Source organism: Streptomyces coeruleoprunus (genome assembly GCF_039542925.1).
In the GTDB taxonomy this organism is placed as follows: Bacteria; Actinomycetota; Actinomycetes; order Streptomycetales; family Streptomycetaceae; genus Streptomyces; species Streptomyces coeruleoprunus.
Window position 1 is genome coordinate 3,148,249 of record NZ_BAABIT010000001.1, and the last position, 26,588, is coordinate 3,174,836.

Here is a 26,588-nt window from a genome sequence, read left to right on the forward strand (position 1 = left end):
GTCGATTGACGAGCCTCGTCAACCGACCGTACGGGCCGCGGCGCGACCCCTCACCATGGGGTACGTGAGCGTGACCATCGACATCACGGGCCTGCCGCCCGAGCGCATCGTCATCGGCATCTCGCCCCTCGCCGAGCTGGGCGTCGCCCTGCACGCGCTGGCCGAGCCGGCGCACCACCCGGGGCTGCACGGCTGGGCGACCGCCACCGCGGCCGCCCTGAAGCCGGACCTCGCGGACCGGCTGCACGAGGCGAACTTCCTGTGGACGGCGACGTTCTCGGACGTGCTCATGCCGTTCTCGGGGCTGCGGGGCGGTGACGGGGTCCCCGGCGCCACGCTCGCCGAGGAGCTGGACATGATGGACCGGCTGGACGAGGAGCGGTTCGTAACGGCCGCGCTGGAGTTCAGCTGCTCCAGTACGTACGGCAGCGGCTGCCAGGTGCGGCCGGAACGCGCGCTGGAACTGGCCGCCAACCGGGGCCCGCGCCAGCTGGACTTCACCCGGCGCCTGCTGGACGACCCCACCGGGGTGCGGGTCTGGCTGCGGCGGCTGCTGGAGGACTGCGACGAGGCGTTCTTCGCGGACACCTGGCGGCGCGTCCAGCCCGGCCTGGCCGCCGACGCGCGGCACAAGGCGGAGGTGCTGCGGCGCAAGGGGCTGCCCGAGATGCTCCAGGCCGTGTCGCCTGCCGTCACGCTCGACGAGCAGGGCGGCCGGCAGCGCATCCAGGTGGACAAACTGGGGCAGGGCCGGACGACGGCGCTGGACCCGGAGGCGGGCCCGGGGGTGACGTTCGTGCCGTCCAGCTTCGGCTGGCCGCACCTGATGGTGCTGCACGCGCGCGGCTGGCGGCCCGTCGTCCACTACCCGGTCGGCGCGCCGGAGCTGCCGGGGCCCGCGCCGGTCGAGTTGTTGCAGGCACGGATGGAGGCGCTGGCGCACCCGATGCGGATGCGGCTGTGCCGCCAGCTGGCACGGGGTTCGTACACGACGAGCGAGCTGGCCGACACGTACGACATCACCGCGCCGGAGGTCTCCCGCCACCTGTCGGTCCTGAAGAAGGCCCAACTGGTGACGACCCGGCGCCGCGGCCGCTACGTACTGCACCAGCTGGACGTCGCGGCGGTGGCCCGCATCGGCAGCGACTTCCTGGAGACGGTACTGCGGTAGGGCGGTGCGGTGCCGTCACCGCAGAACCCCGCCCCGGAGCACCCGGGTGTCCGGCCCGCGCGCCACGGGCTCGGCGGCCGGGTGCCCACGGCCTCGGCGGCGCGGGGCCCTTCGCGGGGGCGCGAGCCCGTTCCGGCGGCGCGGGGCCCTTCGCGGGGACGCGAGCCCGTTCCGGCGGCGCGGGCGCCTTTGCCGGGTGCGGCAGGGATCGTTACGGGAGGGTGTTGCCGCCTGCGCGGACGAGGCCCGTTTCGTAGGCCAGGACGACCACCTGGACGCGGTCGCGCAGGGCCAGTTTGGTGAGGATGCGGCCGACGTGGGTCTTCACCGTGGCCTCCGACAGCACCAGCCGGGCGGCGATCTCGCCGTTCGAGAGGCCCTGGGCGACCAGGAGCATGACCTCGCGTTCGCGTTCGGTCAGCTTCTCCAGGGCCTTGTGCTGCGGCTCCCTGCCGCCGCTCGACGGGAGCATCGGCGAGAACCGGTCCAGCAGCCGCCGGGTCGTGGAGGGCGCGACCACGGCGTCGCCGCTGTGCACGGCCCGGATCGCCGTGAGCAGTTCGCCGGGCGGCACGTCCTTGAGCATGAAGCCGCTGGCGCCGGCCTTCAGCCCGGAGAAGGCGTACTCGTCCAGGTCGAAGGTGGTGAGGATCAGGACCTTCGGCGCGCCCTCCTGCGCGCAGATGCGGCGGGTCGCCTCCACGCCGTCGAGCCGTGGCATGCGGACGTCCATCAGGACGACGTCCACGGGCGTCGTGCGCAGGATCTCCAGGGCCTCGGCCCCGTCGCCCGCCTCGGCCACGACCTCCATGTCCTGCTGGGCGGCGAGCACCATACGGAAGCCGGTGCGCAGGAGCACCTGGTCGTCGACGAGCATCAGACGGATGGTCATGGGTCGGGGATCCTGTTCCTCAGAGGGCCGGCGGGGCTGCGGGGCCGTGCGAGTGGGGCCTAGTGGGCGGGTTTCAGGGGCAGCAGCGCGCTGATCCGGAATCCTCCGCCCGGCCGCGGCCCGGCGTCCAGGGTGCCACCGACCATGCCGACGCGTTCGCGCATGCCGATCAGCCCGTGGCCCCTGCCGTCGGCGCCGCCGTCCTCGTACACCTCCTGCGCCGCGCCGCGCCCGTCGTCCTCGACGAGGAGGCCGAGGCCGTCGTCGAAGTACGTCAGCCGCACCCGCGCCCCGACGTCCGGGCCGCCGTGCTTGCGGGTGTTGGTCAGGGCCTCCTGCACGATGCGGTACGCGGTGAGTTCGACACCGCTGGGCAGGGGGCGGGGGGTGCCCTCGACGGTGAAGTCGACGGGCAGGCCCGCGGTGCGCACCTGCTCGACCAGGTCCTCGATCTGCTCCACGTCGGGCTGCGGCACGTACTCCCCCGCCTCCTCCGGCTCGCCGGTGCGCAGGATGCCGAGCAGCCGGCGCATCTCGGCGAGGGCCTGGCGTCCCGTGCTGGAGATGGTCTCCAGCGCCTGCCGGGCCATCTCGGGCGAGTTGTCGAGGACGTACGCGGCGCCGTCGGCCTGGACGACCATGACGGAGACGTTGTGGGCGACGACGTCGTGGAGTTCGCGGGCGATACGGGCGCGCTCCGCGGCGACGGCCACCTTGGCCTGTGCCTCGCGCTCCCGCTCCAGCCGGGAGGCGCGCTCCTCCAGCTGGGCGAGGTAGGCGCGCCGGGTGCGCATCGAGTCGCCGAGCACCCAGGCCAGCACGAACGGCACGGTCATCACGATGGTGAAGAAGATCTGCCCGGCGCTGGAGACCTCTCTGGCCGGCCAGCGCAGCTGCGCCAGCGGCGCAGCTGCCACACCGGCGGCGAGGGCGAGGCGGGACGCCCAGCGGGGGCCGTCGTGCGCGGCGACCGTGTAGATGATGACGAGCATCGCGAAGTCGGCCGGGTTGATCGGCACGTCCAGGAGGAGCTGGGCGATCCCGACCCCGACGGCGAGCAGCAGCATGTGCCGGGGGGCCCGGCGCCGCAGCGCGACGACCAGCCCCAGCAGCAGCACCACCGACGCGCCGAGGAGTCTGTCCGACGAGACGTCGGCCACCCACAGCGAGCCGAACGCGAGGAGCGCCACAGCCCAGAAGGTGTCGACGCCCGTCGGGTGTCTGCGGAGGAAGTCGTAGAGGCGCTGCACGTAACCCAGCGTAGGGAAGCCGGATAGGTGCAGGGGTCAACCGGGAGTGCGATCCGGTTCCGGCACCCCTACTCCGCAAGGTGGAGACTGTGCCCGTGACGGATGAGGTGCCGGGTATCCGGCGGGACGACCCGGCTGACGACCGGGGTGACGTGAACGGCGCGCACGGCCGGGCCGTGGCCGGCGGCGGCGTGGGCGGCAGGGCCGGGGCCGTGGCCGGCGGCGGCCTGGGCGGCAGGGCCGGGGACGACCTGGCCGGCGGCGTGAACGGCGGGGCGGCCGGGCCGTGGCGTGGCTGGCGGGAGGCGACGGAGGCCGCGCTGTACGGGCCCGGCGGCTTCTACCTGCGCTCCGAGGGACCTGCCGGGCACTTCCGTACGTCCGTGCACGCGTCCCCGCTGTTCGCCGCCGCCGTGGCCCGGCTGCTGGAGCGGGTCGCGGACGAGCTGGGCACGGACGAGGTCGCCTTCGTCGACATGGGTGCGGGCCGCGGCGAACTGCTGACGGGCGTGCTCGCCGCGGTGCCGTCCGGGCTGCGGGTACGGGCGTACGCCGTCGAGCGGGCCGACCGCCCCGCGGGCCTCGACCCGCGCGTCGAGTGGACCGCGCGGCCGCCTTCGGGGGTGCGGGGCCTGCTGTTCGCGAACGAGTGGCTGGACAACGTGCCGGCGGACGTCGCCGAGGCGGACGACACCGGCACGCCGCGCTACGTGGAGGTGCGGGAGGACGGCGCCGAACGGCTCGGTGCGCCGGTGACCGGGGCCGACGCGGCGTGGCTGGAGCGCTGGTGGCCGCTGCGCGAGCCGGGCGAGCGCGCCGAGATCGGCCGGGCGCGGGACGAGGCGTGGGCGCGGGCGGTCGGAACGCTGGCGGGTGGCCTCGCGGTCGCCGTGGACTACGCGCACACAGCGGAGTCCCGGCCTCCGTTCGGGACGCTGACCGGCTTCCGGGACGGCCGCGAGGTGCTGCCGGTACCGGACGGCAGCTGCGACATCACGGCGCACGTGGCGCTGGACGCCTGCGCGGAGGCGGCCGCGACCCGCCCGGCCCCGGGCCCCGAGCTCATCCCCCAGCGCGAGGCCCTGCGCCGCCTGGGCGTGTCCGGCGAGCGCCCGCCGCTCACCCTCGCCTCCAGCGACCCCGCCGCCTATGTCCGGGCCCTCGCGGCCGCCGGCGAGGCCGCCGAGCTGACCGCGCGCGGCGGGCTCGGCGACTTCACCTGGCTCCTCCAGCGCGTCCCCGCCGAGGGATACTGTCCGGCATGACGGAGACCACCCAGCCCAGGGAGACCACGGTCGGCATCGGCGGTGCCGCGGAGAGCACCGACATGGTGCTGAACATCGGGCCTCAGCACCCCTCCACGCATGGTGTGCTCCGCCTCCGCCTCGTCCTGGACGGCGAGCTGATCCAGCACGCCGAACCGGTGATCGGCTATATGCACCGGGGCGCGGAGAAGCTGTTCGAGGCGCGGGACTACCGGCAGATCGTGATGCTGGCCAACCGCCACGACTGGCTGTCGGCGTTCTCCAACGAGCTGGGTGTCGTCATGGGCGTCGAGCGCATGCTCGGCATGGAGGTCCCGGAGCGCGCCGTCTGGACCCGCACCCTGCTCGCCGAGCTGAACCGGGTGCTGAACCACCTGATGTTCCTCGGCTCGTACCCGCTCGAACTGGGCGGTATCACCCCGATCTTCCACGCCTTCCGGGAGCGCGAGGACCTCCAGCACATCATGGAGGAGGTCTCGGGCGGCCGGATGCACTACATGTTCAACCGGGTCGGCGGGCTGAAGGAGGACCTGCCGGCGGGCTGGCTCGGCCGGACCCGCGAGGCCGTCGCCGCCGTCCGCTCCCGGATGGACGTGTACGACCGGCTGGTCCTCGGCAACGAGATCTTCCGCGGCCGTACGCGCGGCGTGGGTGTCCTGTCCCAGGAGATGGCGCACGCGTACGGGGTGAGCGGGCCGATCGCCCGCGCGTCCGGCGTGGACTTCGACCTGCGGCGCGACGAGCCGTACCTGGCGTACGGGGAGCTGCAGGACACGCTGAAGGTGGTCACGCGCGAGGAGGGCGACTGCCTGGCGCGCTTCGAGTGCCTGCTGGAGCAGACGCACAACGCGCTGGAGCTGGCCGACGCCTGCCTCGACCGGATCGAGGAGCTGCCGCCCGGCCCGATCAACCAGCGGCTGCCGAAGGTCCTCAAGGCACCCGAGGGTCACACGTACGCCTGGACGGAGAACCCGCTCGGCATCAACGGCTACTACCTGGTGTCCAAGGGCGAGAAGACGCCGTACCGCCTGAAGCTGCGCTCGGCGTCGTTCAACAACATCCAGGTGCTGTCGGAGCTGCTGCCGGGCACGCTGGTCGCCGACATGGTGGCGATCCTCGGCTCGTTCTTCTTCGTGGTGGGCGACATCGACAAGTAGGACGGGTGAGCGGGACAAGCCGACGGCGGCCGGGGATACCCCGGCCGCCGTCGTCGTACGCACGGAACGCCTCAGGAACTGACCGCGTCCCGCAGCTCCGCCACGTCGAGCTGTTCCGTCTCGTCGTGGGCGGTCAGGTCGATGACCTTGCCGACCACCTGCTCGTTCCCGCGTCGGCCGGCGGGCAGCGCGGCGGCGGCCAGGGCCTCCTCGCCCACGACGTCCGCCAGGTCCTCCTCCTGGACGGCCTCGATCGCGGCGGCGGGCTTCCTCTCGCCGACGCCCTGTGCCTCCAGGGCCTTCTGCGGCTTCTGCGCCTCCAGGGCGGCCCGCTGCGCCTTCTGCGTGCCGAAGAAGTCGAAGCCCCCTTCCAGCCGCGGGGCGGGGCGCCGCTGCGCGTCGTACGGGACGATCGCGGCGGCCGCCGGCACCGGGCGCATCGCGGACGCGGCCGACCCGGACACGGCCGACGGCAGGCGCGCGGCCTCCGCGATACGGCGGGCCTCCTGGGCGGCGGCGTTGCGTGACAGCTGCTCCAGGGCCTTGGCTGCCCGCAGGTAGGCGTCCGCGGTCGGCGCGGTGGACCCGGCGGTCAGCTCGCGGGTGCCGGGCGCGGCCCGGTCCTCCGGAGCGGCCGCCTCCAGGGCGAGTTGGCGGCGGCCCTCCAGCGCGCTGGCCCGCTCGGTCTCGGCGGTGGCGTACCGCCGGAGCAGTGCGGCGTGCTCGTTGCGGAGCCCGGCGAGTTCGACCCGCTTGGCGCGCAGCTTGGCGTCGAGCTTGGCCCGCAGTTCCCTGGCCTCCTCGACGTCCGCCTCCAGCTCGGCTATGCGCTCCTCGGTGCGCCACTGGTCGCTGGCGCGGGCGCGGGTGAGTTCGGCGACCCGCCGCCCGGCCGCGCGGTCCCAGCTGCGCATGAGCACCGCGCCGGTGACGGCGGCGGCGGCCGCGGCGGCGACCAGGAGGCGCAGGACCAGGGGATCGGCGAGGAGCCAGGCGCCGCCGGCACAGAGGACGGACGCTCCGGCCACCGCGGAGGGGGGCAGAAGCCGGTGCAGGGGTGGGGAATGGCGGTGGCGTCCACGTGGCATGGCCTGAAATTTACCGTGCGTAGGTGTCCTATGGGGTGTCGGCCCGGCAATGTTTTGCCGACAGGTTCCGTTCCGCTTCCGTTCCGGCCGCTCTTCCCACTTCCCGGCAGTTCAGGGGGACTTCCGGTTGGGCACTGCCGGCCATTGACGACGTACACCCAAGATCCAATAGCGGGCGCTTGTCGGCCGTGGAGCCGAATTCCCGTCCACCGGTAAAGCGTTCGCCGGTGAAGCGTTCACCGAACGGCACCCGATGAGGCCCCGAGCGGTCCCCGATCAGGCCCCTGTGGTGCCCCGGTCACGCCCCCCGATCCGTACCGGTCGAGCGCGATCGGCACGCGGCCGGAAGGCCGCGGAACCGTAGCTTCGCATTCCGCTACGCGCTTCACACCGCGCTCAGCCGACCGCCCATCCACGCCAGCGCCGGCGGGATCTCCCGGTTCCATGTACCGAAGTTGTGGCCACCGCTGTCGAGCGTGATGGAGGAAACGCGGGCCGGCGCCTTCACCTTCTTGATGAAGTCGAGCGTGCCCTTCAGATTGCCCTCGCCCTGCCGGGACGTGGTCACGAGGAACGACGACCGCTGCTCCTTGGGCAGGTGGTCCAGGCTCCACAGCAGGTCGGCGCGGTTCCGGAGCTTCGCGTCGCCCTTGAACAGATCGCCCGTGGTCACGTCCTCGGCGGCCTTGTAGTACGCGGAGAGGCCGGCGCCCGCCGAGAACTGCTCCGGGTGGTGCATGGCGATCTTCAGTGCGCAGTAACCGCCGGTGGAGTTTCCGATGAACCCCCAGTTGCGCGGGTTCTTGCCGACCCTATAGGTCTCGGAGACCGCCTTCGGCAGATCCTTCGCGAAGTACGTCTCCGTCTGCGGGCCACCCGGGATGTCGACGCACTCGGTGTCACGCGGCGGCGCCACCGTGGGGCGGAGCATCACGAGGATCATCGGCTGCATCTTCTTCGCCTTGGCCTGCTCGTACGCGGTGCGCGGATAGCGCAGCCCCTTGAGCAGGTTCTCGGCCGTTCCCGGGTAGCCGGTCAGCACCACCGACGCGGGGAACGTGCGCTTGGCGTACTCGGGGCGGAAGTACTCCGGTGGCAGGTACACATAGGCCGGGCTCTGTATCCCCGACTTCTCTCCGGATATGACGACCTTCTGTATCTGGCCGCCGATCTCCGGGTGCTGGCCGCCGGGCACGTCCATCTTCTGCTTGGCGACCACCTTGACGTTTCTGCTGCCCGCCGAGTGGTCGACGACCACGCCCATCTCCTGCTCCTGGCCGAGCAGATCGGCCCAGGAGCCGTAGAAGAGGAAGTAGTTGTTCGCCGCGAGTCCCACGGCGGCGAAGAGCGACAACTGGGTCGCCAACAGGAGGCCCGCCCTGCCGAGCACCGCGCGCCAGCCGCGCCGTGACAGCCGCGGCCACAGCCAGATCGTGGCCGCGAACAGCGCCACGGCCACGAGGGTGGCCAGCGCCAGAACCTTGTTGCTGGTGAGACCCATGCGTCGTCCAAGCCTTCTTCTGTCGAGTCGTCGAGATTTTTCCGGGGCGCGAGTGAACCCATACGACGGAGGCGTCGTCCTAGAGGGCGCACATTGTCCGGTTGTCCGGCGCCGAAAGCCTTTCGGGCCGAAGGGACAAAACAACCTCTCGCGGAGCCACGGGAAGCCATGTCTGTCACGGTAGATGGGGATAAGTCAGGATCGGTTCCTGCTCGTCTGCGCAAGGTCCTTCGCGGACCGCGTGCCGAGAAGGTGCCCGCCCTCGTCGGCACGGCCTGCACGTTCATCGGTCTGATCGACATCGCCGCCGGGGTGTTCCCCCGGTTCCGGGCGAGCCGGTTCCACGACTTCGTGGAGGTCCTGCCGGGCACCTTCGGGCCGCTGTCCGCCGCGCTCTCGCTGAGCGTCGGCGTACTGCTCCTGCTGCTGGCGCACGGGCTGAAGCGGCACAAGCGCCGTGCCTGGCGCGCCGCGGTGATCCTGCTGCCCGTCGGGGCGGTGGCGCAGTTCTTCTACCGCCACTCCGCCATCGGCGTGCTGCTCTCGCTCGTCCTGCTGGCGCTCCTGCTGCGGCACCGCAAGGAGTTCTCGGCACTGCCCGACCCGCGCAGCCGCTGGCGGGCGCTGGCCAACTTCGTCCTGATGGGCGCCGGATCGATCCTGCTGGGCCTGGTCATCGTCAGCGCCCACCCCAGGACCGTGATCGGCAGCCCCAGCCTGAGCGACCGGCTGGAGCACGTCCTGCTCGGCCTGTTCGGCGTCGAGGGCCCGATCGGCTACGGCGGCAGCGTCTCGTGGACCGTCGGCTACTCGCTCGGCGCGCTCGGCCTGCTCACCGCCGTCACCACCATCTACCTGGCCTTCCGCCCCGAGCACCCGGTCGCCCGGCTCACCGAGGACGACGAGGCCCGGCTGCGGGAGCTGCTCGCCCGGCACGGCAGCCGTGACTCCCTCGGCCACTTCGCGCTCCGCCGCGACAAGGGCGTCGTCTTCTCCCCCAGCGGCAAGGCCGCCGTCACCTACCGCGTCGTCTCCGGTGTGATGCTCGCCAGCGGCGACCCGATCGGCGACGTCGAGGCCTGGCCCGGCGCCATCGAGCGGTTCATGGACGAGGCGAAGGCGCACTCCTGGACCCCCGCCGTCATGGGCTGCTCCGAGACGGGTGGCCAGGTGTGGACGCGCGAGACCGGCCTGGACGCGCTCGAGCTGGGTGACGAGGCGGTGGTGGACGTCGCGGATTTCTCGCTCTCCGGGCGCGCCATGCGGAACGTGCGCCAGATGGTCAAGCGCATCGAGCGCAACGGCTACGAGACCCGCGTCCGGCGTGCCCGTGACGTCTCCGAGGCCGAGATGGAGCGCATCCGCCAGGCCGCCGCCGACTGGCGCGGCACCGACACCGAGCGCGGCTTCTCCATGGCCCTCGGCCGGATCGGCGACCCGGGCGACGGCGACGCGGTGATCGCGACCGCCCACAAGGTGGACGAGGACACCGAGACCTCCCCGTACGGCGACCTGAAGGCGATCATCCACTTCGTGCCGTGGGGCACCGACGGCATGTCGCTGGAGCTGATGCGCCGCGACCGGGCCGCCGACCCCGGCATGAACGAGCTGCTGATCGTCGCCGCCCTCCAGGCCTCCCCGCAGCTGGGTGTGAAGCGGGTCTCGCTGAACTTCGCGATGTTCCGCTCGGCGCTCGCCCGGGGCGAGAAGCTGGGCGCGGGCCCGGTCCTGCGGGTCTGGCGCGGTCTGCTGGTGTTCCTCTCCCGCTGGTTCCAGATCGAGTCGCTGTACAAGTTCAACGCCAAGTTCCAGCCCCGCTGGGAGCCCCGCTTCGTGGTCTACCGCTCCACCGGCGACCTGCCCCGCATCGGCTTCGCGGCGATGCAGGCCGAGGGCTTCGTCAACCTGTCCCTGCCCCGCCCGTTCCGCCGCCGCGCCGCCCGTACGGCCCGGCCCTGCGCCCACATCACCCCGCAGACCGGCGAGCAGGGCATGCGCGCGGCCTGACCAACGGCCCACCGGGCCCGCGGCACGACGGACAGTCCCGCAGCCCGGTCACGACCCCACCCGCACCCCCCACAGGCACGGGGCGCCACCCGCCCGGCCCGCCAGGCCGGACCGGGCGGCGCCCCGTCCGTCGTCCGGGCCTAGGCTGGTGGCATGAGTACGTTGCGCGGACGGGGCACGGTCCAGGGCCTGCCGGAGTGGGACCGCTGTGCGGTCATGGGCGTGGTCAACGTGACGCCCGACTCCTTCTCCGACGGCGGCCGCTGGTTCGACACCACCGCCGCCGTCAAGCACGGTCTGGACCTGGTCGCCCAGGGGGCCGACCTGGTGGACGTCGGCGGCGAGTCGACCCGGCCGGGCGCCACCCGGGTGGACGAGGACGAGGAGCTGCGCCGGGTCGTGCCCGTGGTCCGCGGCCTCGCCTCGGAGGGCGTGACCGTCTCCGTCGACACCATGCGGGCCTCGGTCGCCCGGCGGGCCGTGGAAGCCGGCGCGGTCCTCGTCAACGACGTCAGCGGCGGACAGGCCGACCCCGAGATGGTCCCGGCCGTCGCCGCCACCGGGGTGCCGTTCGTCGTCATGCACTGGCGCGGCTTCAGCGAGAACATGAACAGCCTCGCCGTGTACGACGACGTGGTCGCCGAGGTCGTCGCCGAGCTCCACGCGCGCGTGGAGGCCGTCGTCGCCGGCGGCATCGCCCCGGAGCGGCTGATCGTCGACCCCGGTCTGGGCTTCGCCAAGCAGGCCGAGCACGACCTCGCCCTGGTGGCGCACCTGCGGGAGCTGCGCGCCCTGGGCCGCCCGCTGCTGGTCGCCGCCTCCCGCAAGCGGTTCCTGGGACGTGTCCTGGCCGGGGAGGGCCACACCCCGCCCCCGGCCCGTGAGCGCGACGCCGCCACCGCGGCGGTCTCCGCGATCGCCGCGCACGAGGGCGCCTGGGCGGTCCGCGTCCACGAGGTACGGGCCACGGCCGACGCGGTCCGCGTGGCCCGCGCCGTCGAGGGCGCCGCCTCGTGAGCGACGCGCGCACCGACACCGAGGCCGTCGAGCGCGCGAACACCGCCTTCTACGAGGCGATGGAACGCGGCGCCTTCGAGGAGCTGTCCGACCTCTGGCTCACCGAGCGGTACGGTGAGGTCTCCTGCGTGCACCCGGGGTGGCCGGTGCTCTCGGGGCGCGGCGAGGTGCTCCGCTCGTACGCCCTGATCATGGCGAACACCGAGTACATCCAGTTCTTCCTGACCGATGTGAAGGTCTCCGTCACCGCCGACACGGCGGTGGTGACCTGCACGGAGAACATCCTCAGCGGCGGCCCCGCCGAGGAGGGCGCGGAGCTGGGGCCGCTCGTCGGGCAGCTCGTCGTCGCGACGAACGTCTTCCGCCGTACTCCGGACGGCTGGAAGGTCTGGTCGCACCACGCTTCACCCGTCCTGGCGGAATCCGGCGAGGACGAGGACGACGAGAACCCGGCCTGAGTGGGTAGGCGACCCCCGACAGGGGCATGCCGAGGCCCCGTGCGCGGGCCGTGTCAGTGTCCGCAGGTAGATTCGAATGGTGGCACCGGGCCGTCCGCACCCGGCCGTGTGCCGCGAGACCTACGACAGCAGGAGTGATTCGCGTGGATCGTGTCGCGCTGCGCGGCCTGAGGGCCCGCGGGCACCATGGCGTCTTCCCCCGGGAGCGCGAGGAGGGCCAGACCTTCATCGTGGACCTGGTGCTCGGCCTGGACACCCGGCCCGCGGCCGCCGACGACGACCTGGCGAAGACCGTGCACTACGGGATCGTCGCCGAGGAGGTCGTGGACGTGGTGCAGGGCGAACCCGTCGATCTCATCGAGACGCTCGCCGAGCGCATCGCCCAGCAGTGCCTCAAGCACGAAGGCGTCCAGGAGGTCGAGGTGTGCGTCCACAAGCCGGACGCCCCGATCACCGTCCCGTTCGACGACGTGACCATCACCATCACCCGGAGCCGCGTATGAACCGCACGCCCATCGACCCGACGGTCCAGCCCGTGCCCACGTCCGTGGTCGAGCAGGTCGACGCGGCGGACACCACCCTGTCGAACCCCCAGTGGGCCGTGCTCGCCCTCGGCGCCAACCTCGGCAACCGCCTGGAGAACCTCCAGGGCGCGATCGACGCGCTGGAGGACACCCCCGGTGTGCGCGTGAAGGCCGTGTCGCCGGTGTACGAGACGCAGCCCTGGGGCGTCGACCCGGGCTCGCAGCCGTCGTACCTGAACGCGGTGATCGTCGTGAAGACGACGCTGCCCCCCGCGTCCCTGCTGGACCGGGCCCACGCCGTCGAGGAGGCCTTCGACCGGGTCCGGACCGAGCGCTGGGGCGCCCGCACCATCGACGTCGACATCATCACCTACGCGGACGTGGTCTCCGACGACCCCGTCCTCACCCTGCCGCACCCGCGCGCCCACGAGCGGGCCTTCGTCCTGCGCCCGTGGCTCGACGTGGACCCGGACGCCCAGCTTCCGGGGAACGGGGCCGTCACCGACCTGCTGGAAGCGGTCGGCCAGGACGGCATCGCGGCCCGCGCCGACCTGGAACTCCGTCTGCCCGACTAGCCGTTGACCCTGCGGGAGCCGCAAGGACCGGCATGACAACGACAACGGAAACGAAGGACACCCGGTGAAGCAACTGCGGGTCAAGGTACTGGCCGGACTGTTCGTCGTGGCCGGAGTCCTGTCCTGGGGCGCGGCCCGGCTCTGGGACGCGTTCGGCACGCTGCCGAGCGTGCCCTTGGCCGCGCCCATCGTCCTCGCGGTGATCGCGGTGGTCATCACCGCCACGGCGCTGTCGCTGCGCTCCCGGCTGAAGGCGCAGCGGGAGCGCCAGCCGGGAGCCAAGGGCGTGGAGCCGCTGATGGCGGCCCGTGCGGTGGTCTTCGGCCAGGCCAGCGCCCTGGTCGCCGCCCTCGTCAGCGGCGCCTACGGCGGTACGGGGGTGTTCCTGCTGGGCTCACTGGACGTGCCGGCCCGCCGCGACCAGGCGATCTACGCCGGAGCCTCGGTGGTCGCCGGCATCGCGGTGATCGCGGCGGCCCTGTTCCTGGAGCGGGTCTGCAAGCTCCCGGAGGACGAGGACCCGACGGCCACCTCGACCGGGTTCAGTTCGCCATGATGAGGCTCATGGCCTCGGCGCGCGTCGCCACGTCCCGCAGCTGACCGCGCACGGCGGACGTGAGGGTCTTCGCACCCGGCTTGCGGATGCCGCGCATCGACATGCACATGTGCTCGCACTCGATGACGACGATGACGCCGCGCGGCTCCAGGATCTTCATCAGGGAGTCGGCGATCTGCGTGGTCAACCGTTCCTGCACCTGGGGCCGGCGCGCGTACACGTCCACGAGCCGCGCCAGCTTCGACAGACCGGTGATCTTGCCCGAGTCCGACGGGATGTAGCCGACGTGCGCCACCCCGCGGAACGGGACCAGGTGGTGCTCACAGGTCGAGAACACCTCGATGTCCTTCACCAGGACCATCTCGTCGTGCCCCAGGTCGAACGTCGTCGTCAGGACGTCCTCGGGCTCCTGCCACAGGCCCGCGAATATCTCCTTGTACGCGCGTGCCACCCGGGCCGGGGTCTCGCGCAGGCCCTCACGGTCCGGGTCCTCGCCGACCGCGATGAGGAGTTCGCGTACGGCGTTCTCGGCGCGCTTCTCGTCGAAGTGGCCGATCGTGCCCTCGCCGTCCAGCGTCACCGGGTCGGTCATGTGTGCCTCGTTCCGTTCGTGCCAGAAGTACGCGAATGCCGCGTCCCCACAGGCTAGAACCTGGGGGACGCGGCATCCATTCCGGGTCGTGCGAAGCGTCAGGCCTCGGGGCGCTCCTCCGGAAGCGCCTCCGGCGCCTTCGCGCCGTCCACCGAGCCGCCGGCCGCCGCGGTGGCCCCGGCGCCGTTGGTCAGCGCCAGCTCCTTCGGGGAGAGCACCGGGGGCCGGGTCGACGGCGTACGCCGCGAGGAGCCGGTCCACGCCGGGCGGGCCGGGCGCTTGATGACCGGGGCGAAGATCTCGGCGATCTCCTCCTTGCCCAGGGTCTCCTTCTCCAGCAGCTGGAGGACCAGGTTGTCGAGGACGTCACGGTTCTCGACGAGGATCTCCCACGCCTCGTTGTGCGCGGCCTCGATGAGCTTCTTGACCTCTTCGTCGACGAGCGCGGCGACCTCCTCGGAGTAGTCGCGCTGGTGCGCCATCTCCCGGCCCAGGAAGGGCTCGGTGTTGTCGCCACCGAACTTGATGGCACCGAGCCGCTCGGTCATGCCGTACTGCGTGACCATCGCGCGGGCCGTGGCCGTGGCCTTCTCGATGTCGTTCGCGGCGCCCGTGGTCGGGTCGTGGAAGACCAGCTCCTCGGCCGCGCGCCCGCCCAGCATGTAGGCGAGCTGGTCGAGCATCTCGTTGCGCGTGGTCGAGTACTTGTCCTCGTCCGGGAGGACCATGGTGTAGCCCAGGGCCCGGCCGCGGGACAGGATCGTGATCTTGTGGACGGGGTCGGAGTTCGGGGACGCCGCGGCGACGAGGGCGTGACCGGCCTCGTGGTACGCGGTGATCTTCTTCTCCTTGTCCGACATGATCCGGGTCCGCTTCTGCGGGCCCGCGACCACACGGTCGATCGCCTCGTCCAGCATGTGGTTGTCGATCAGCTTCTTGTCGCTGCGCGCGGTGAGCAGCGCCGCCTCGTTGAGGACGTTGGAGAGATCGGCACCCGTGAAGCCGGGCGTACGGCGGGCGACGGCGCCCAGGTCGACGTCGGGCGCGACCGGCTTGCCCTTCTGGTGGACCTTGAGGATCTCCAGACGGCCCTGCATGTCCGGGCGGTCGACGGCGATCTGCCGGTCGAAGCGGCCGGGGCGCAGGAGCGCCGGGTCGAGGATGTCGGGCCGGTTGGTCGCGGCGATCAGGATGACGCCGCCCTTGACGTCGAAGCCGTCCATCTCGACGAGCAGCTGGTTCAGGGTCTGCTCGCGCTCGTCGTGACCACCGCCGAGACCCGCACCGCGGTGCCGGCCGACGGCGTCGATCTCGTCGACGAAGACGATGGCCGGGGCGTTGGCCTTGGCCTGCTCGAACAGGTCACGGACCCGGGAGGCACCGACACCGACGAACATCTCGACGAAGTCGGAACCGGAGATCGAGTAGAACGGGACGCCCGCCTCGCCGGCGACGGCGCGCGCGAGCAGCGTCTTGCCCGTTCCGGGCGGGCCGTACAGCAGCACGCCCTTGGGGATCTTCGCGCCGACGGCCTGGAACTTGGCGGGCTCCTGGAGGAACTCCTTGATCTCCTGGAGCTCCTCGACGGCCTCGTCGGAGCCGGCCACGTCGGCGAACGTCGTCTTGGGCGTGTCCTTGGTGATCAGCTTGGCCTTGGACTTCCCGAAGTTCATGACGCGCGAGCCGCCGCCCTGCATCTGGTTCATCAGGAAGAGGAAGACCAGCACGATCAGCACGAAGGGCAGCAGCGACAGCAGCACGGAGACCAGGGCGCTCTGCTTCGAGGGCGAGATCGTGTAGCCCTTGTCGATGTCGCCCGCTTCGTACTTCTTCTGCAGCGTGGCGGCGAGGTCGGAACCCTGGGTGCCGATGTAGCTCGCCTGGATCTTGTCGCTGCCCTTGATCTTCTGGCCGTCCTTGAGGTCGACCTTGATCATCTGTTCGTCGCCGGTGGTCAGCTTGACCTGCTCGACCCGGTTCTGGGCGATCGCCTTGACGACCTCACCGGTGTCCACCGTCTTGTAGCCGCCCGACGAGCCGACGACCTGCATCAACACGACCACGGCGAGGACGGCCAGCACGATCCACATGACCGGCCCACGGAAGTATCGCTTCACGTCCATCCATACGGAGCGGTGCCGCCCCGTCCCTCCTGCCCGTAGGTAAATGCTGCTGTGAGATTAAGTGCTGCTGTAGGGGTCAGCACAGGTGTGGGAAAAAGCTGTTCTTCGGACGGTACCCCAGCATTGTCACCCGCGGCCGCCTTCCCCTCCTTCAACGGCGGGAAGGCGGCCTGGGTTCCCGTACTGCCGCCGACCTTCGGCTGCCGGGCCGCTCAGCCGCCGTAGACGTGGGGCGCGAGCGTGCCGACGAACGGGAGGTTCCGGTACTTCTCGGCGTAGTCCAGCCCGTACCCGACGACGAACTCGTTGGGGATGTCGAAGCCGATCCACTTGACGTCGATCGCGACCTTCGCGGCCTCGGGCTTGCGCAGCAGCGTGCAGACCTCCAGGGAGGCCGGCTCGCGCGAACCGAGGTTGGACAGCAGCCAGGACAGGGTCAGCCCGGAGTCGATGATGTCCTCGACGATCAGGACGTGCTTGCCCTTGATGTCGGTGTCCAGGTCCTTGAGGATCCGGACGACGCCCGACGACTGGGTGCCCGCCCCGTACGACGAGACGGCCATCCAGTCCATGGTGACGGGGGTGGACAGCGCGCGCGCCAGGTCCGCCATCACCATCACGGCACCCTTGAGGACACCGACGATGAGCAGGTCCTTGCCCGCGTACTCAGCGTCGATCTTCGCGGCCAGCTCGGCCAGCTTCGCGTCGATCTCTTCCTTGGTGATGAGCACCGACGCGAGGTCGGCACCCATGTCGTTCTGGTTCACCCGGGTCACTTTCGTTGCAGCCTGCGACAGCCTTGGTCAGCCTTGCCGAATGACCAGTCTGCCACCCTGCCGCCGTGCGACGACGCGGCCGGGCAGATTGATGGCGCCCTGACCGCGCCATCCGGTGATCAGGCGGTCGAGTTCCTCGATGTGACGGGCGAAGAGGGAACCGGCGGGCGCCCCCTCGGCGATGGCCGCCCGGCGCAGGACCCGGCGGCGGACGGCGGGCGGCAGCGCGTAGAGCTTCGCGCACTCCAGGAGCCCGGCCTCGTCGCGCACGGTCGTGTCGGCCTGGGCGGCCCAGGTGTCCAGGGCGTCGGCGTCGTCACGGCAGAGCTGCGCGGTGCGGGCCAGCGCCTCGACGACGCCCTTACCGAGGGACTTCTCCAGGGCGGGCAGGCCCTCGTGGCGCAGCCGGGACCGGGTGTAGGCCGGGTCGGCGTTCATGGGGTCGTCCCACACGGGCAGCGACTGGACCAGGCAGGCCTTGCGGGCGGTCTGCCGGTCGAGGTGCAGGAAGGGACGCCGGTAGCGGCGCGCGGCGCCGGAGACGGCGGCCATGCCGGACAGCGAGCGGATGCCGGAGCCGCGGGCCAGGCCGAGGAGCACGGTCTCGGCCTGGTCGTCGCGGGTGTGGCCGAGCAGGACGGCGGATGCGCCCAGCCGCTCGGCGGCCTCGTCGAGCGCCGCGTACCGGGCGTCGCGGGCGGCGGCCTCGGGGCCCCCGTCGCGGCCGACCGTCACGGCGATCGCCTCCACCGGGTCGAGCCGCAGGGCGGCGAGCCGGGAGGCGACTTCGGCGGCGCGGAGGTCCGAGCCGGGCTGGAGGCCGTGGTCGATGGTGATGCCGCCGGCGCGGACGGCGAGCTTGCGCGCCTCGAAGGCCAGCGCGGAGGCGAGCGCCATGGAGTCGGCGCCGCCGGAGCAGGCGACCAGCACGAGCGGCGGCTCGCCCGGGGTGCTGCCGTGGGGGGTGTCGGGGGTGGCGGTGCCGGGGTTGTCCCGGTACGCGGCTTCGTTGAGTACGTCGTGGAGTACGCGGCGGACCGCCAGGCGTATCGCCGCGACCGCAGGATGGGGACCCATGTCCGGTGCCCTTCGTGGAAGTTGGGGGGTGCCTCGGTCGGAGTCTTAACGGTCGGAACGGGGGGTTCGGTCACTCACATCGTCACTCAGCGTGCGTCGATGGTGACAGAACACGGCCGTTCCCCGAGCATCGCACGCCTATCCCTCGCCCACGGTCCCTCGGATGGGTGATAGGAGGGGCGTTCTTCTGCCGACGGCCGGTCCCGACTTCTCAGTCTGCCTTACGGTGCACCCTCGCGACCCAGTCCGCCGGTTTGGCGATCTCCGCCTTGGTCGGGAGCGTGTTCGGGGAGGTCCACACGCGGTTGAAGCCGTCCATGCCGACCTGGTCGACGACCGACCGGACGAACCGCTCGCCGTCGCGGTACTGGCGCAGCTTGGCGTCCAGGCCGAGCAGCTTCCGCAGCGCCAGGTCGAGCCGGGAGGCGCCGCGGGCCCTGCGCTGCTGGAACTTCTCGCGGATCTCCAGGACCGAGGGCACGACCTGGGGGCCGACGCCGTCCATGACGTAGTCCGCGTGGCCTTCGAGGAGCGACATGACGGCCGTGAGGCGGGAGAGGATCTCGCGCTGCTCGGGGGTCTGGACCAGCTCGACCAGGGAGCGGCCGCCCTCGTCGTCCTCGCCCTCCGGGCGGGCCCCGGAGAAGGCCTGCGCGGCCTCGCGGAGCCGTTCGAGGACGGTCATCGGGTCGACGTCGGTCGCCGCGAGGAAGTCCTGGATCTCGCCCTGGAGGTGGTCGCGGAGCCAGGGCACGGCCGTGAACTGCGTGCGGTGGGTCTCCTCGTGGAGGCTCACCCAGAGGCGGAAGTCGTGGGGGTCCACGGCCAGCTCGCGCTCGACGTGGACGATGTTCGGGGCGACCAGGAGGAGCCGTCCGCCGCCGTTCTCGCCGGCCGGGAGCTCCCGGGTGGCCGGGGCGAAGGTCTCGTACTGGCCGAGGACCCGCGAGGCCAGGAACGACAGCAGCATGCCCAGCTCCACGCCGGTGACCTTGCCGCCGACCGCGCCGAGCACGGCGCCGCCGGGCGAGGCGGAGCGGCGCTCCTGCATCTTCTCCAGCAGCGGCTTGAGGAGTTCGCGGAAGCCCGCGACGTTCGCGCGGACCCAGCCGGCCCGGTCCACGACGAGGACCGGGGTGTCCTCGGGCCGGTGCCCCTCCGGGATCATGCGCGTGAAGCCGCGCACGTGCTCCTCCGACGCCTTGGCGTGGCGCCGCAGCTCGGCCACGACCTGTCGGGCCTCGTCGCGGCTCACCTCGGGTCCGGGGCGTACGAATCGGGTCGCGGTCGCGACCGCGAGGTTCCAGTCGACCATCTCGGCACCACCGATGCTCGTCATGCGTCAACCGTACGTGCTCCACGCCACATCGGAGAGGGCACGCCCCTCGGCACTCCCCCGCCACTTGCCGGTACTCCCCCGGCGCGCGCCGGTCAGCGGGTCAGGGCCGCCGCCAGCGCGTCCAGGGCCGGCTGCGCCTCGTACGGGGAGGCGGTGTCCGCGGCGAGGAAGGCGAACGCCAGGAGGCGGCCGTCGGGGCCGACCACCGTGCCCGCCAGGGCGTTGACGCCGGTGAGGGTGCCGGTCTTGGCGCGGACCAGGCCGGCGCCGGGCGAGCCGTCGGCGTAGCGGTCCTTGAGGGTGCCGCTGAAGCCGCCGACGGGCAGGCCCGTGAGGATGGGCCGCAGGGCGGGCCGGTCGGGGTCGGCGGCGCGGGCCAGGAGGCCAGCGAGGAGGCGGGCCGACAGCCGGTTGCCGCGGTCCAGGCCGCTGCCGTCGGCGACGACGGCGCCGTCCAGGGGCAGGCCGAGCTTCGCGAGCTGGGCGCGGACGGCCTTGCTCCCGCCGTCGAAGCCGGCCGGGCGGCCGCCGGCGAGGGCCGTCTGGCGGGCGAGCGCCTCGGCGAGGTCGTTGTCGCTGTCGGTCAGCATGCGCTCGACGAGGGCCGAGAGCGGGGCCGAGCGGGTGGTGGCGAGGGGCTTGGCGTCCTTGGGGGCCTTCGCCGGGGTGGGCGGCCGCACGGTGACGCCCTGGGCGGTGAGCAGCTCGGCGAAGGTGCGGGCCGTGTCGCCGGCCGGGTCGGCGGAGCGCGGGGCCGGGCCGGCGGCGGGGCTGCCTTCGAGGCGGGCGCCCGCGGTCATCAGGGGGGTGACGAGGGCGATGTTGTCGTTGGGGCCGATCCGGTGGCGTGCCGGGCCGGTGTAGAGGGACGTGTCGTACGTCAGGGTGACCGCGGTGACCTTGCGGGTGCGCAGGGCCTTGGCGGTGCCGGTGGCCAGGGCGGCCAGCCGGGCGCGGTCGAGCGTGGGGTCGCCGCCGCCCACGAGGGTGAGGGCGCGGGCGTCGGGCCGGGCGGCCACCGTGGTGGGGATGCGGTGGTCGGGGCCGAGGGCGGTGAGCGCCGCGGCCGCGGTGGCGATCTTGACGGTGGAGGCGGGCGTCATCGGCGTACCGGCCCCGCTGCCGTACAGCAGCCGCCCCGTGGCGGCGTCGACGACGGCCGCGGTGCGCGTCCGCCCCAGGCCGGACGCGCCCAGCAGGGGGTCGAGGGCCGGTGCGAGGGGCCGCGCGGCGGGCGGGGCCGGGGGCAGCGCCCTGAGGACGGCCGGGGCACTGGGGGCGGGGGCCGGGGTGGGCCGGACGGCGGGGGGTTTCGGGTCCTGCGGGGCGTGATGTACACCACCCGCGGGGGCCTGTGCGGCGGCCCGGGCGCGCTCGGCCGTACGCTGGCCCGAGTCCCAGGGGCCGGCCAGTCCCGCAGCGGCGCCCGCCAGTACGAGACCTACGGCGGCGGACACCGCGGTGAGCTGCAGGGCCTTCCGCTCCGGCACAGCTGACCAGCCCCTTTCGCGAGCACTCGGTTGCGTGAGGGACACTTAACCACTGAGCTGTGCCGCGAGCACGGCACGCCGGTGATCACGGCCGGTCCGTCACCCCGACATTGTGTTGATCTTGGAGGAGCCACCCGTGGAGTTCGACGTCTGCATCGAGATCCCGAAGGGTTCGCGGAACAAGTACGAGGTGGACCACGAGACCGGTCGTATCCGCCTCGACCGCCACCTGTTCACGTCGACCGTCTACCCGGCCGACTACGGCTTCGTCGAGGGCACCCTGGGTGAGGACGGCGACCCGCTGGACGCGCTCGTCATCCTCGACGAGCCGACCTTCCCGGGTGTCCTCGTGAAGTGCCGCGCGATCGGCATGTTCCGCATGACCGACGAGGCGGGCGGCGACGACAAGCTGCTCTGCGTCCCGGCGTCGGACCCGCGCATGGAGCACCTGCGCGACATCCACCACGTGCCGGAGTTCGACCGCCTGGAGATCCAGCACTTCTTCGAGGTCTACAAGGACCTGGAGCCCGGCAAGTCCGTCGAGGGCGCCAACTGGGTCGGCCGCGCCGAGGCCGAGGCCGAGATCGAGGCGTCCATCAAGCGCCTGGAGGCGCAGGGCGGCGCCCACTGAGGCACCCCCTCTCGCACAGCACGGCGGGCGGCACACCCCAGGGGTGTGCCGCCCGCCGTGCTGTGGGCACCCGCCGTCCGTGTTCATACTGGGCGGACGGCATACGGGCGGAACAGGAGCTTCCGGCCGGACAGGGCCTTCGGGCCGGGCAGGAGTGAGGACGGGCGCAGTGGTGGCGGAGCCGAACGGTCCCCATGAGGAGGAGGACCGCAAGCCGCAGTCGGACGAGGCGCACAGCGCCTTCGCACCGCCTGCCGGTGTGGAGCCGCCGGGCCCGCCGGAGGACGAGCACCCGACGTCGGAGTTCGCGATTCCGGAGGGGCTGACGACGGAGCCCGTGCCGGAGCCGGAGGGGTCGGCGTTCGCGCCGCCGTCCACGTTCGACGCGCGGCTGGCGCACCCCGCGTACTCGCCGGCGCCGGGCGGGCCCCCGGTCCGGCTGGCGAAGGACGCGCCCTGGCAGGACCGGATGCGCACGATGCTGCGCATGCCGGTGGGCGAGCGGCCGCTCCCGGAGGCGCCGCAGCGGACCGACGAGTCGGGTCCCGCCGTGCCGCGCGTGCTCGACCTGACCCTGCGCATCGGCGAGCTGCTGCTCGCGGGCGGTGAGGGCGCGGAGGACGTCGAGGCGGCGATGTTCGCGATCTGCCGCTCGTACGGGATGGACCGCAGCGAGCCGACCGTGACGTTCACGCTGTTGTCGGTGACGTACCAGCCGTCGCTGGTGGACGACCCGGTGACGGCGAGCCGGACGGTGCGGCGGCGCGGTACGGACTACACGCGGCTGACGGCCGTGTACCAGCTGGTCGCGGACATCAACGCCGACGACTACGACGTGTCCCTGGAGGAGGCGTACCGGCGGCTGGCGCTGATCCGCCGCAACCGGCACCCGTACCCGGGGTGGGTGCTGACGCTGGCGGCGGGCGGGCTCGCCGGGGCCGCGTCGGTGCTGCTGGGCGGCGATCTGCTGGTGTTCCTGGTGGCGGCGGCGGGCGCGATGCTGGGCGACCGGCTGGCCTGGTTCTGCGCGGGGCGCGGGCTGCCGGAGTTCTACCAGTTCGCGGCGGCCGCGGTGCCGCCGGCGGCGCTGGGGGTCGCGGCGAGTCTGCTGCACGCGGGGCTGCGGCCGTCGGCGGTGATCACGGGTGGGCTGTTCGCGCTGATCCCGGGGCGGGCGCTGGTCGCCGCGGTGCAGGACGGGCTGACCGGCTTCTACATCACGGCATCGGCGCGGCTGCTGGAGGTCGCGTACTTCTTCGTGGCGATCGTCGTGGGTGTGCTGACCGTGCTGTACGTGGGCGTGCAGCTGGGGGCGAAGCTCAACCCGGAGGGCGTCGTCGCGCCGGTGGAGCGGCCGGTGGTGCAGATCCTGGCGGCCATGGCGCTGTCGCTGACCTTCGCGATCCTGCTCCAGCAGGAACGTTCCACCGTGCTGTTCGTGATGTGCAACGGCGCCGTGGCCTGGGTGGTGTTCGCGGCGATCGCGATCACCGCGGAGGGCTCGGCGGTGCTGGCGACGGCGGTCGCGGCCGGGCTCGTGGGGCTGTTCGGGCAGTTGATGGCGCGGTACGAGCACACCTCGTCGCTGCCGTACCTGACGGCGGCGATCGGGCCGCTGCTGCCGGGCTCCGCCACGTACTACGGCGTGCTGCACATCGCGCAGAACGACATGGACGCCGGTTTCGCGTCGCTGGCGCGGGCGGCGGCGCTGGCCCTGGCGATCGCGATCGGCGTGAACCTGGGGAGCGAGCTGGCCCGGATGTTCCTGCGGGCACCGGGCTCGGCGGCGTCGCGCCGGGCGGCGAAGCGCACCCGCGGCTTCTGAGTCCCCGCGTATGCCCCCAAGGCCCGCGTACGTAGGCCCCCAGGCCCCGCGTACGTACGCCCCCAGGCCCCGCGTACGGCCGGAGCCCCGGCGCCGCAGGGGCGTCCGGGGCTCCGGCCGTGAGGTGGGGGGTCAGCGCCTGGCGTGGCGGCCGCGCTGGCCGGAAGCGACGTCGGCCTGGGCGGCGTCCGCGGCCAGGGCGGCGGCCTCCTTCTTGGCCTTGGAGCGGCCGCGCAGGAACTCGATGACGATCGGGACAACCGAGAGCACCACGATCAGGACGAGGATCGCCTCGATGTTCGTCTTGATGAAACCGATCTGACCGAGGAAGTACCCGGCGACGGTGACACCCGCGCCCCACAGCACGCCGCCGATGATGTTGTACGCGATGAACGTGCGGTACTTCATCCGGCCGGCGCCGGCGACGATCGGCGCGAACGTCCGCACGAGCGGCACGAAGCGGGCCAGCACGATCGCCTTCGGGCCGTACTTCTCGATGAACTCGTGCGCCTTGTCCAGGTTCTCCTTCTTGAAGACCTTGGAGTTGGGGCGGTTGAAGATCTTCGGGCCGAAGAACCGGCCGATGCCGTACCCCACCTGGTCACCGATGATGGCCGCGGCCACGATCAGGGTGCAGACGAGCCACAGCGGCTGCGTGATGTAGTTCCCCTCGGCGACCAGCAGACCCGCCGTGAACAGCAGGGAGTCACCCGGGAGGAAGGCGAACAGACCGGACTCGGCGAAGACGATGAGAAGAATGCCGGGGAGTCCGTACTCGGAGATCAGGTAGTCCGGGCTGAGCCACTCGGGGCCAAGCGCAAGCGTGTTCACGGGTTCCGGGCTCCTGTGTCGACATGGGCGGGACGGCTGCCCAAAGGTATCAACGCAGCCGCGCCGGGGCAGGTTCCACCGGGTGCCCCGCAGTGCGCTGTGACCGGTCTGGCACGAAGCCGCCTACGGCCGGCGCCGCCGGGCCCGGGGCCCGGCGGCGCCGGTGGTGTGTTCCGCGCGTCCCCCGTGCGCACGGAGCGGTGCGGTGAGGCGCCCCACGCGCGTTCCTACGCGTGCGCGTGGCGTGCGGCGTTCGCGTGGATCGCGTCGCGCAGGTGGACGGCCATGCCGGGGTGGATCGCCTCGTAGAACCGGGTGAAGCGCTCGTCCGCCACGTACATGTCGGCGAGACACCGCTGCATCTCGTAGCCGCAGTCGTAGAACCAGCGGTCGATGTGGAGCCGGTGCTCCTCCGCCAGGTCCATCGCGCGCTCGCCGGTGGGCTCCTCGCCGGCGTCCATGAGGGCGCCGTAGCGGTTCCCCCAGTCGGTGCCCTCGTCCTGCATGCGCTGCCAGTCCGCCTTGGTGTAGCGGGCGGAACGGCGCTGGGACTCCTTGTAGGCGTCCGTGGAGCCCCAGCGCTGCTCGACCTCCTCGGCGTACTGCTCGGGGTCGTTGTCCCCGAATACCTCGAACCTCTCCTCGGGCGTGAGGTTGATGCCCATCTTCTTCGCCTCCATGGCGTGCTCGACGGCCGCGGCCATCTTCTGGAGTTCGGCGATCCGCGCGGTCAGCAGGTCGTGCTGGCGCCGCAGGTGTTCCTGCGGGTCCGCGTCGGGGTCGTCCAGGAGCGCCGCGACCTGGTCGAGCGGGAAGCCCAGCTCCCGGTAGAACAGGATCTGCTGCAGCCGGTCGAGGTCGCCGTCGTCGTAGCGCCGGTGACCCGCGTGGCTGCGGCCGCTCGGCGAGAGCAGCCCGATCTCGTCGTAGTGGTGCAGCGTGCGCACCGTCACTCCGGCGAATCCCGCGACCTGTCCCACGGAGTAGCCCATGGCTCCCCGCTCTCCCTTCTTCTCGGGTACGCCCTTCAGCCTGGGGCCTCACGCGACGTGAGGTGCAAGTCGCCGGGGTCAGTCCCGGTCGCCGGGGTGCGGGACGCCCGTCGCGTACGGGTTCTCCTCGCCCTCCGCGAGGACGCCGACGAACGGTTCGCCCTCGCCGGCGAAGGTGTACGCGCCGCGCTCGATCCGCTCGACGAGGCCGCGCGTCCAAGCGGCGCCCGCGTCGGCGGAGTGCACCCAGAGGTTCATGATCTCGCCGATGTGGCCCAGCTGCTCGGGGCCGCCCTCCGGCGTGTAGTACTCGGTCACGGTGGCCCGCCACCGCTCCAGTCCCTCGATCCGCTGCTTCAGCAGCGCCACGGCCTCCGCGCGCGGCAGGTCCACCATGAATCCGAGGGCGGCCGACAGGGTGTCCGGCTTCTGGTCGTACGCGGTGAGCGCCTCCCGCAGGAGCGCCAGGTACTCCTCGGTGCCCTTCTCGGTGATCTCGTACTCGGTGCGCGGCGGGCCGCCCGCGGTGCTCGGCGCGGTCTCGTACGCCCGCAGGAGGTTCTGCTTCGCCATCTGCTTGAGCGCGTGGTAGATCGACCCGGGCTTGGCGTTGGACCACTCGTGCGCACCCCAGTACTCCAGGTCGTTGCGGACCTGGTAGCCGTGCGCCCGCCCGTGCTGCCGCACGGCCCCGAGAACCAGCAGCCGGATCGCCGACATCCGCGAACCTCCCCACTCTCCGTACTCACTCGTCAATTTTGACCAGCGTACGTGGAGAGTGGGGCGGAGTGGTCACCGGCTCACGCCTGGGGCTGTGCCTCCAGGGCGATCAGTTCGAACGCGGTCTTCCCGTCCAGGGACTCGCGGATGATGTCGGCGTGTCCGGCGTGGCGGCTGAACTCGCGGACCAGTTGCAGCGCCATCCAGCGCAGCGACACGCGGCCGTCCTTGGGGAACCAGGGCGCGTCCGGCAACGGGAAGGTGTCGTCCAGGCTGGGCGCCGACCGCAGGAACTCCTCCGTCTCCCGGGTGACACCGTCCCAGAAGGCCAGGATGCCCGGCACGGACTCGTCGGCGGTGAGCCGGAAGCCTTCCTCCCAGGTCTCCTCGTACCGCTGCCGCTCGTTGGGCTTCTGCTGCGCCATGCGCAGCCAGGTCAGCTCGACCTCGGCGACGTGCTTGAGGAGCCCGGACAGGGAGAGTTCGCTGGCGCTGGGGCGGCTCGCCGCCTGCTCCTCGGTGAGCCCGAGGAGCGCGCGGCGGATCGCGCCGCGCTCGGCCGCGAGGTAGCCCAGGAGCGCGCCGCGCTCGTCGCCGTGCGCCTCCGCCGGAACGTGAGTGACCATGACCGTCCGCCTTTCGCCGTTTTCGTGGCCGGTGCCCTGGGCTGTCGCCCTGACTGACACCGACCACGTTAGGGAGACTTGCGGTCAGGTTCTGTCCGCAAGACG

General features: G+C 72.2%; 25 protein-coding genes. 11 read left to right on the forward strand and 14 right to left on the reverse strand.

Annotation, left to right across the window (positions count from 1 at the left end; translation table 11 throughout):
• Window positions 1-70: 70 nt before the first annotated feature.
• Complete coding sequence (locus tag ABEB09_RS13720) at window positions 71-1,171, forward strand: DUF5937 family protein (protein ID WP_345693931.1); 1,101 nt, start codon at window positions 71-73, stop codon at window positions 1,169-1,171.
• Window positions 1,172-1,382: 211 nt separating this feature from the next.
• On the opposite strand, the gene ABEB09_RS13725 is transcribed toward ABEB09_RS13720, so the two are convergent.
• Complete coding sequence (locus tag ABEB09_RS13725; protein WP_345690178.1) at window positions 1,383-2,063, reverse strand: response regulator transcription factor; 681 nt, start codon at window positions 2,061-2,063, stop codon at window positions 1,383-1,385.
• Between the two features lie 59 nt (window positions 2,064-2,122).
• On the reverse strand, window positions 2,123-3,313 hold the full coding sequence (locus ABEB09_RS13730) for a sensor histidine kinase (RefSeq protein ID WP_345690179.1): 1,191 nt from the start codon (window positions 3,311-3,313) through the stop codon (window positions 2,123-2,125).
• 251 nt (window positions 3,314-3,564) lie between these two features.
• Here ABEB09_RS13730 and ABEB09_RS13735 point away from each other — a divergent pair, with 251 nt between their 5' ends.
• A complete protein-coding gene (locus tag ABEB09_RS13735; protein ID WP_345693932.1) occupies window positions 3,565-4,578 on the forward strand; it encodes an SAM-dependent methyltransferase in 1,014 nt (337 codons plus the stop codon).
• Window positions 4,575-5,735: an NADH-quinone oxidoreductase subunit D gene (locus tag ABEB09_RS13740; protein ID WP_345690180.1), complete on the forward strand. Its 1,161-nt coding sequence runs from the start codon at window positions 4,575-4,577 to the stop codon at window positions 5,733-5,735. The genes ABEB09_RS13735 and ABEB09_RS13740 overlap by 4 nt, the downstream gene beginning before the upstream one ends.
• Window positions 5,736-5,806: 71 nt before the next feature.
• Here ABEB09_RS13740 and ABEB09_RS13745 read toward each other — a convergent pair whose 3' ends face one another.
• Together ABEB09_RS13745 and ABEB09_RS13750 are read right to left on the reverse strand one after the other, a co-directional pair.
• Window positions 5,807-6,823 carry a hypothetical protein gene (locus ABEB09_RS13745; protein ID WP_345690181.1) on the reverse strand — a complete coding sequence of 339 codons (1,017 nt, stop codon included), beginning with the start codon at window positions 6,821-6,823 and terminating at the stop codon, window positions 5,807-5,809.
• Window positions 6,824-7,208: 385 nt separating this feature from the next.
• The gene (locus ABEB09_RS13750; protein WP_345690182.1) at window positions 7,209-8,324 is read right to left on the reverse strand and encodes an alpha/beta hydrolase; all 1,116 of its coding nucleotides are present in this window, start codon (window positions 8,322-8,324) and stop codon (window positions 7,209-7,211) included.
• 168 nt (window positions 8,325-8,492) lie between these two features.
• Here ABEB09_RS13750 and ABEB09_RS13755 point away from each other — a divergent pair, with 168 nt between their 5' ends.
• The 6 genes from ABEB09_RS13755 to ABEB09_RS13780 all read left to right on the forward strand — a co-directional run bounded on the left by ABEB09_RS13755 (window position 8,493) and on the right by ABEB09_RS13780 (window position 13,461).
• Entirely contained in the window at window positions 8,493-10,331 is a 1,839-nt protein-coding gene (locus tag ABEB09_RS13755; RefSeq protein WP_345690183.1) for a phosphatidylglycerol lysyltransferase domain-containing protein, read from the forward strand.
• Between the two features lie 153 nt (window positions 10,332-10,484).
• Window positions 10,485-11,348: a dihydropteroate synthase gene (gene folP, locus ABEB09_RS13760; protein WP_345690184.1), complete on the forward strand. Its 864-nt coding sequence runs from the start codon at window positions 10,485-10,487 to the stop codon at window positions 11,346-11,348.
• Complete coding sequence (locus ABEB09_RS13765; RefSeq protein WP_345690185.1) at window positions 11,345-11,806, forward strand: nuclear transport factor 2 family protein; 462 nt, start codon at window positions 11,345-11,347, stop codon at window positions 11,804-11,806. The genes folP and ABEB09_RS13765 overlap by 4 nt, the downstream gene beginning before the upstream one ends.
• A 143-nt stretch (window positions 11,807-11,949) precedes the next feature.
• On the forward strand, window positions 11,950-12,309 hold the full coding sequence (folB, locus tag ABEB09_RS13770; protein ID WP_345690186.1) for a dihydroneopterin aldolase: 360 nt from the start codon (window positions 11,950-11,952) through the stop codon (window positions 12,307-12,309).
• Window positions 12,306-12,905, forward strand: coding sequence for a 2-amino-4-hydroxy-6-hydroxymethyldihydropteridine diphosphokinase (folK, locus tag ABEB09_RS13775; protein WP_345690187.1), 600 nt, complete (start codon window positions 12,306-12,308; stop codon window positions 12,903-12,905). Before folB ends, folK begins: the two co-directional genes overlap by 4 nt.
• A gap of 64 nt (window positions 12,906-12,969) precedes the next feature.
• Window positions 12,970-13,461 (forward strand): DUF3180 domain-containing protein, encoded by a 492-nt coding sequence (locus tag ABEB09_RS13780; protein ID WP_345690188.1) that lies wholly within the window; start codon window positions 12,970-12,972, stop codon window positions 13,459-13,461.
• Here ABEB09_RS13780 and folE read toward each other — a convergent pair.
• The 6 genes from folE to dacB all read right to left on the reverse strand — a co-directional run bounded on the left by folE (window position 13,448) and on the right by dacB (window position 20,858).
• Entirely contained in the window at window positions 13,448-14,053 is a 606-nt protein-coding gene (gene folE / locus ABEB09_RS13785) for a GTP cyclohydrolase I FolE (RefSeq protein ID WP_345690189.1), read from the reverse strand. The two genes, ABEB09_RS13780 and folE, sit on opposite strands and share 14 nt — an antisense overlap.
• A 98-nt stretch (window positions 14,054-14,151) precedes the next feature.
• Window positions 14,152-16,176 (reverse strand): ATP-dependent zinc metalloprotease FtsH, encoded by a 2,025-nt coding sequence (gene ftsH / locus ABEB09_RS13790; RefSeq protein ID WP_345690190.1) that lies wholly within the window; start codon window positions 16,174-16,176, stop codon window positions 14,152-14,154.
• 212 nt (window positions 16,177-16,388) lie between these two features.
• Entirely contained in the window at window positions 16,389-16,928 is a 540-nt protein-coding gene (gene hpt, locus ABEB09_RS13795; RefSeq protein WP_345693933.1) for a hypoxanthine phosphoribosyltransferase, read from the reverse strand.
• Between the two features lie 51 nt (window positions 16,929-16,979).
• Window positions 16,980-18,029, reverse strand: a complete 1,050-nt coding sequence (tilS, locus tag ABEB09_RS13800; RefSeq protein WP_345690191.1) for a tRNA lysidine(34) synthetase TilS — start codon at window positions 18,027-18,029, stop codon at window positions 16,980-16,982.
• A gap of 211 nt (window positions 18,030-18,240) precedes the next feature.
• Window positions 18,241-19,368, reverse strand: coding sequence for a zinc-dependent metalloprotease (locus ABEB09_RS13805; protein WP_345690192.1), 1,128 nt, complete (start codon window positions 19,366-19,368; stop codon window positions 18,241-18,243).
• Between the two features lie 92 nt (window positions 19,369-19,460).
• The gene (gene dacB / locus ABEB09_RS13810) at window positions 19,461-20,858 is read right to left on the reverse strand and encodes a D-alanyl-D-alanine carboxypeptidase/D-alanyl-D-alanine endopeptidase (protein ID WP_345690193.1); all 1,398 of its coding nucleotides are present in this window, start codon (window positions 20,856-20,858) and stop codon (window positions 19,461-19,463) included.
• Window positions 20,859-20,994: 136 nt separating this feature from the next.
• Between dacB and ABEB09_RS13815 the strand changes: the two genes are divergently transcribed.
• Complete coding sequence (locus tag ABEB09_RS13815) at window positions 20,995-21,489, forward strand: inorganic diphosphatase (RefSeq protein WP_345690194.1); 495 nt, start codon at window positions 20,995-20,997, stop codon at window positions 21,487-21,489.
• A gap of 169 nt (window positions 21,490-21,658) precedes the next feature.
• Window positions 21,659-23,314: a threonine/serine exporter family protein gene (locus tag ABEB09_RS13820; RefSeq protein WP_345690195.1), complete on the forward strand. Its 1,656-nt coding sequence runs from the start codon at window positions 21,659-21,661 to the stop codon at window positions 23,312-23,314.
• Window positions 23,315-23,446: 132 nt separating this feature from the next.
• Here the strand turns inward: ABEB09_RS13820 and ABEB09_RS13825 are convergent, their stop codons facing one another.
• The 4 genes from ABEB09_RS13825 to ABEB09_RS13840 form a co-directional block, all read right to left on the reverse strand.
• Window positions 23,447-24,145 (reverse strand): VTT domain-containing protein, encoded by a 699-nt coding sequence (locus tag ABEB09_RS13825; protein ID WP_380839467.1) that lies wholly within the window; start codon window positions 24,143-24,145, stop codon window positions 23,447-23,449.
• 227 nt (window positions 24,146-24,372) lie between these two features.
• Entirely contained in the window at window positions 24,373-25,137 is a 765-nt protein-coding gene (locus tag ABEB09_RS13830) for a MerR family transcriptional regulator (RefSeq protein ID WP_345690196.1), read from the reverse strand.
• Between the two features lie 78 nt (window positions 25,138-25,215).
• Complete coding sequence (locus tag ABEB09_RS13835; RefSeq protein WP_345690197.1) at window positions 25,216-25,857, reverse strand: PadR family transcriptional regulator; 642 nt, start codon at window positions 25,855-25,857, stop codon at window positions 25,216-25,218.
• A gap of 80 nt (window positions 25,858-25,937) precedes the next feature.
• Entirely contained in the window at window positions 25,938-26,483 is a 546-nt protein-coding gene (locus ABEB09_RS13840) for a DinB family protein (RefSeq protein WP_345690198.1), read from the reverse strand.
• Window positions 26,484-26,588: the final 105 nt, after the last annotated feature.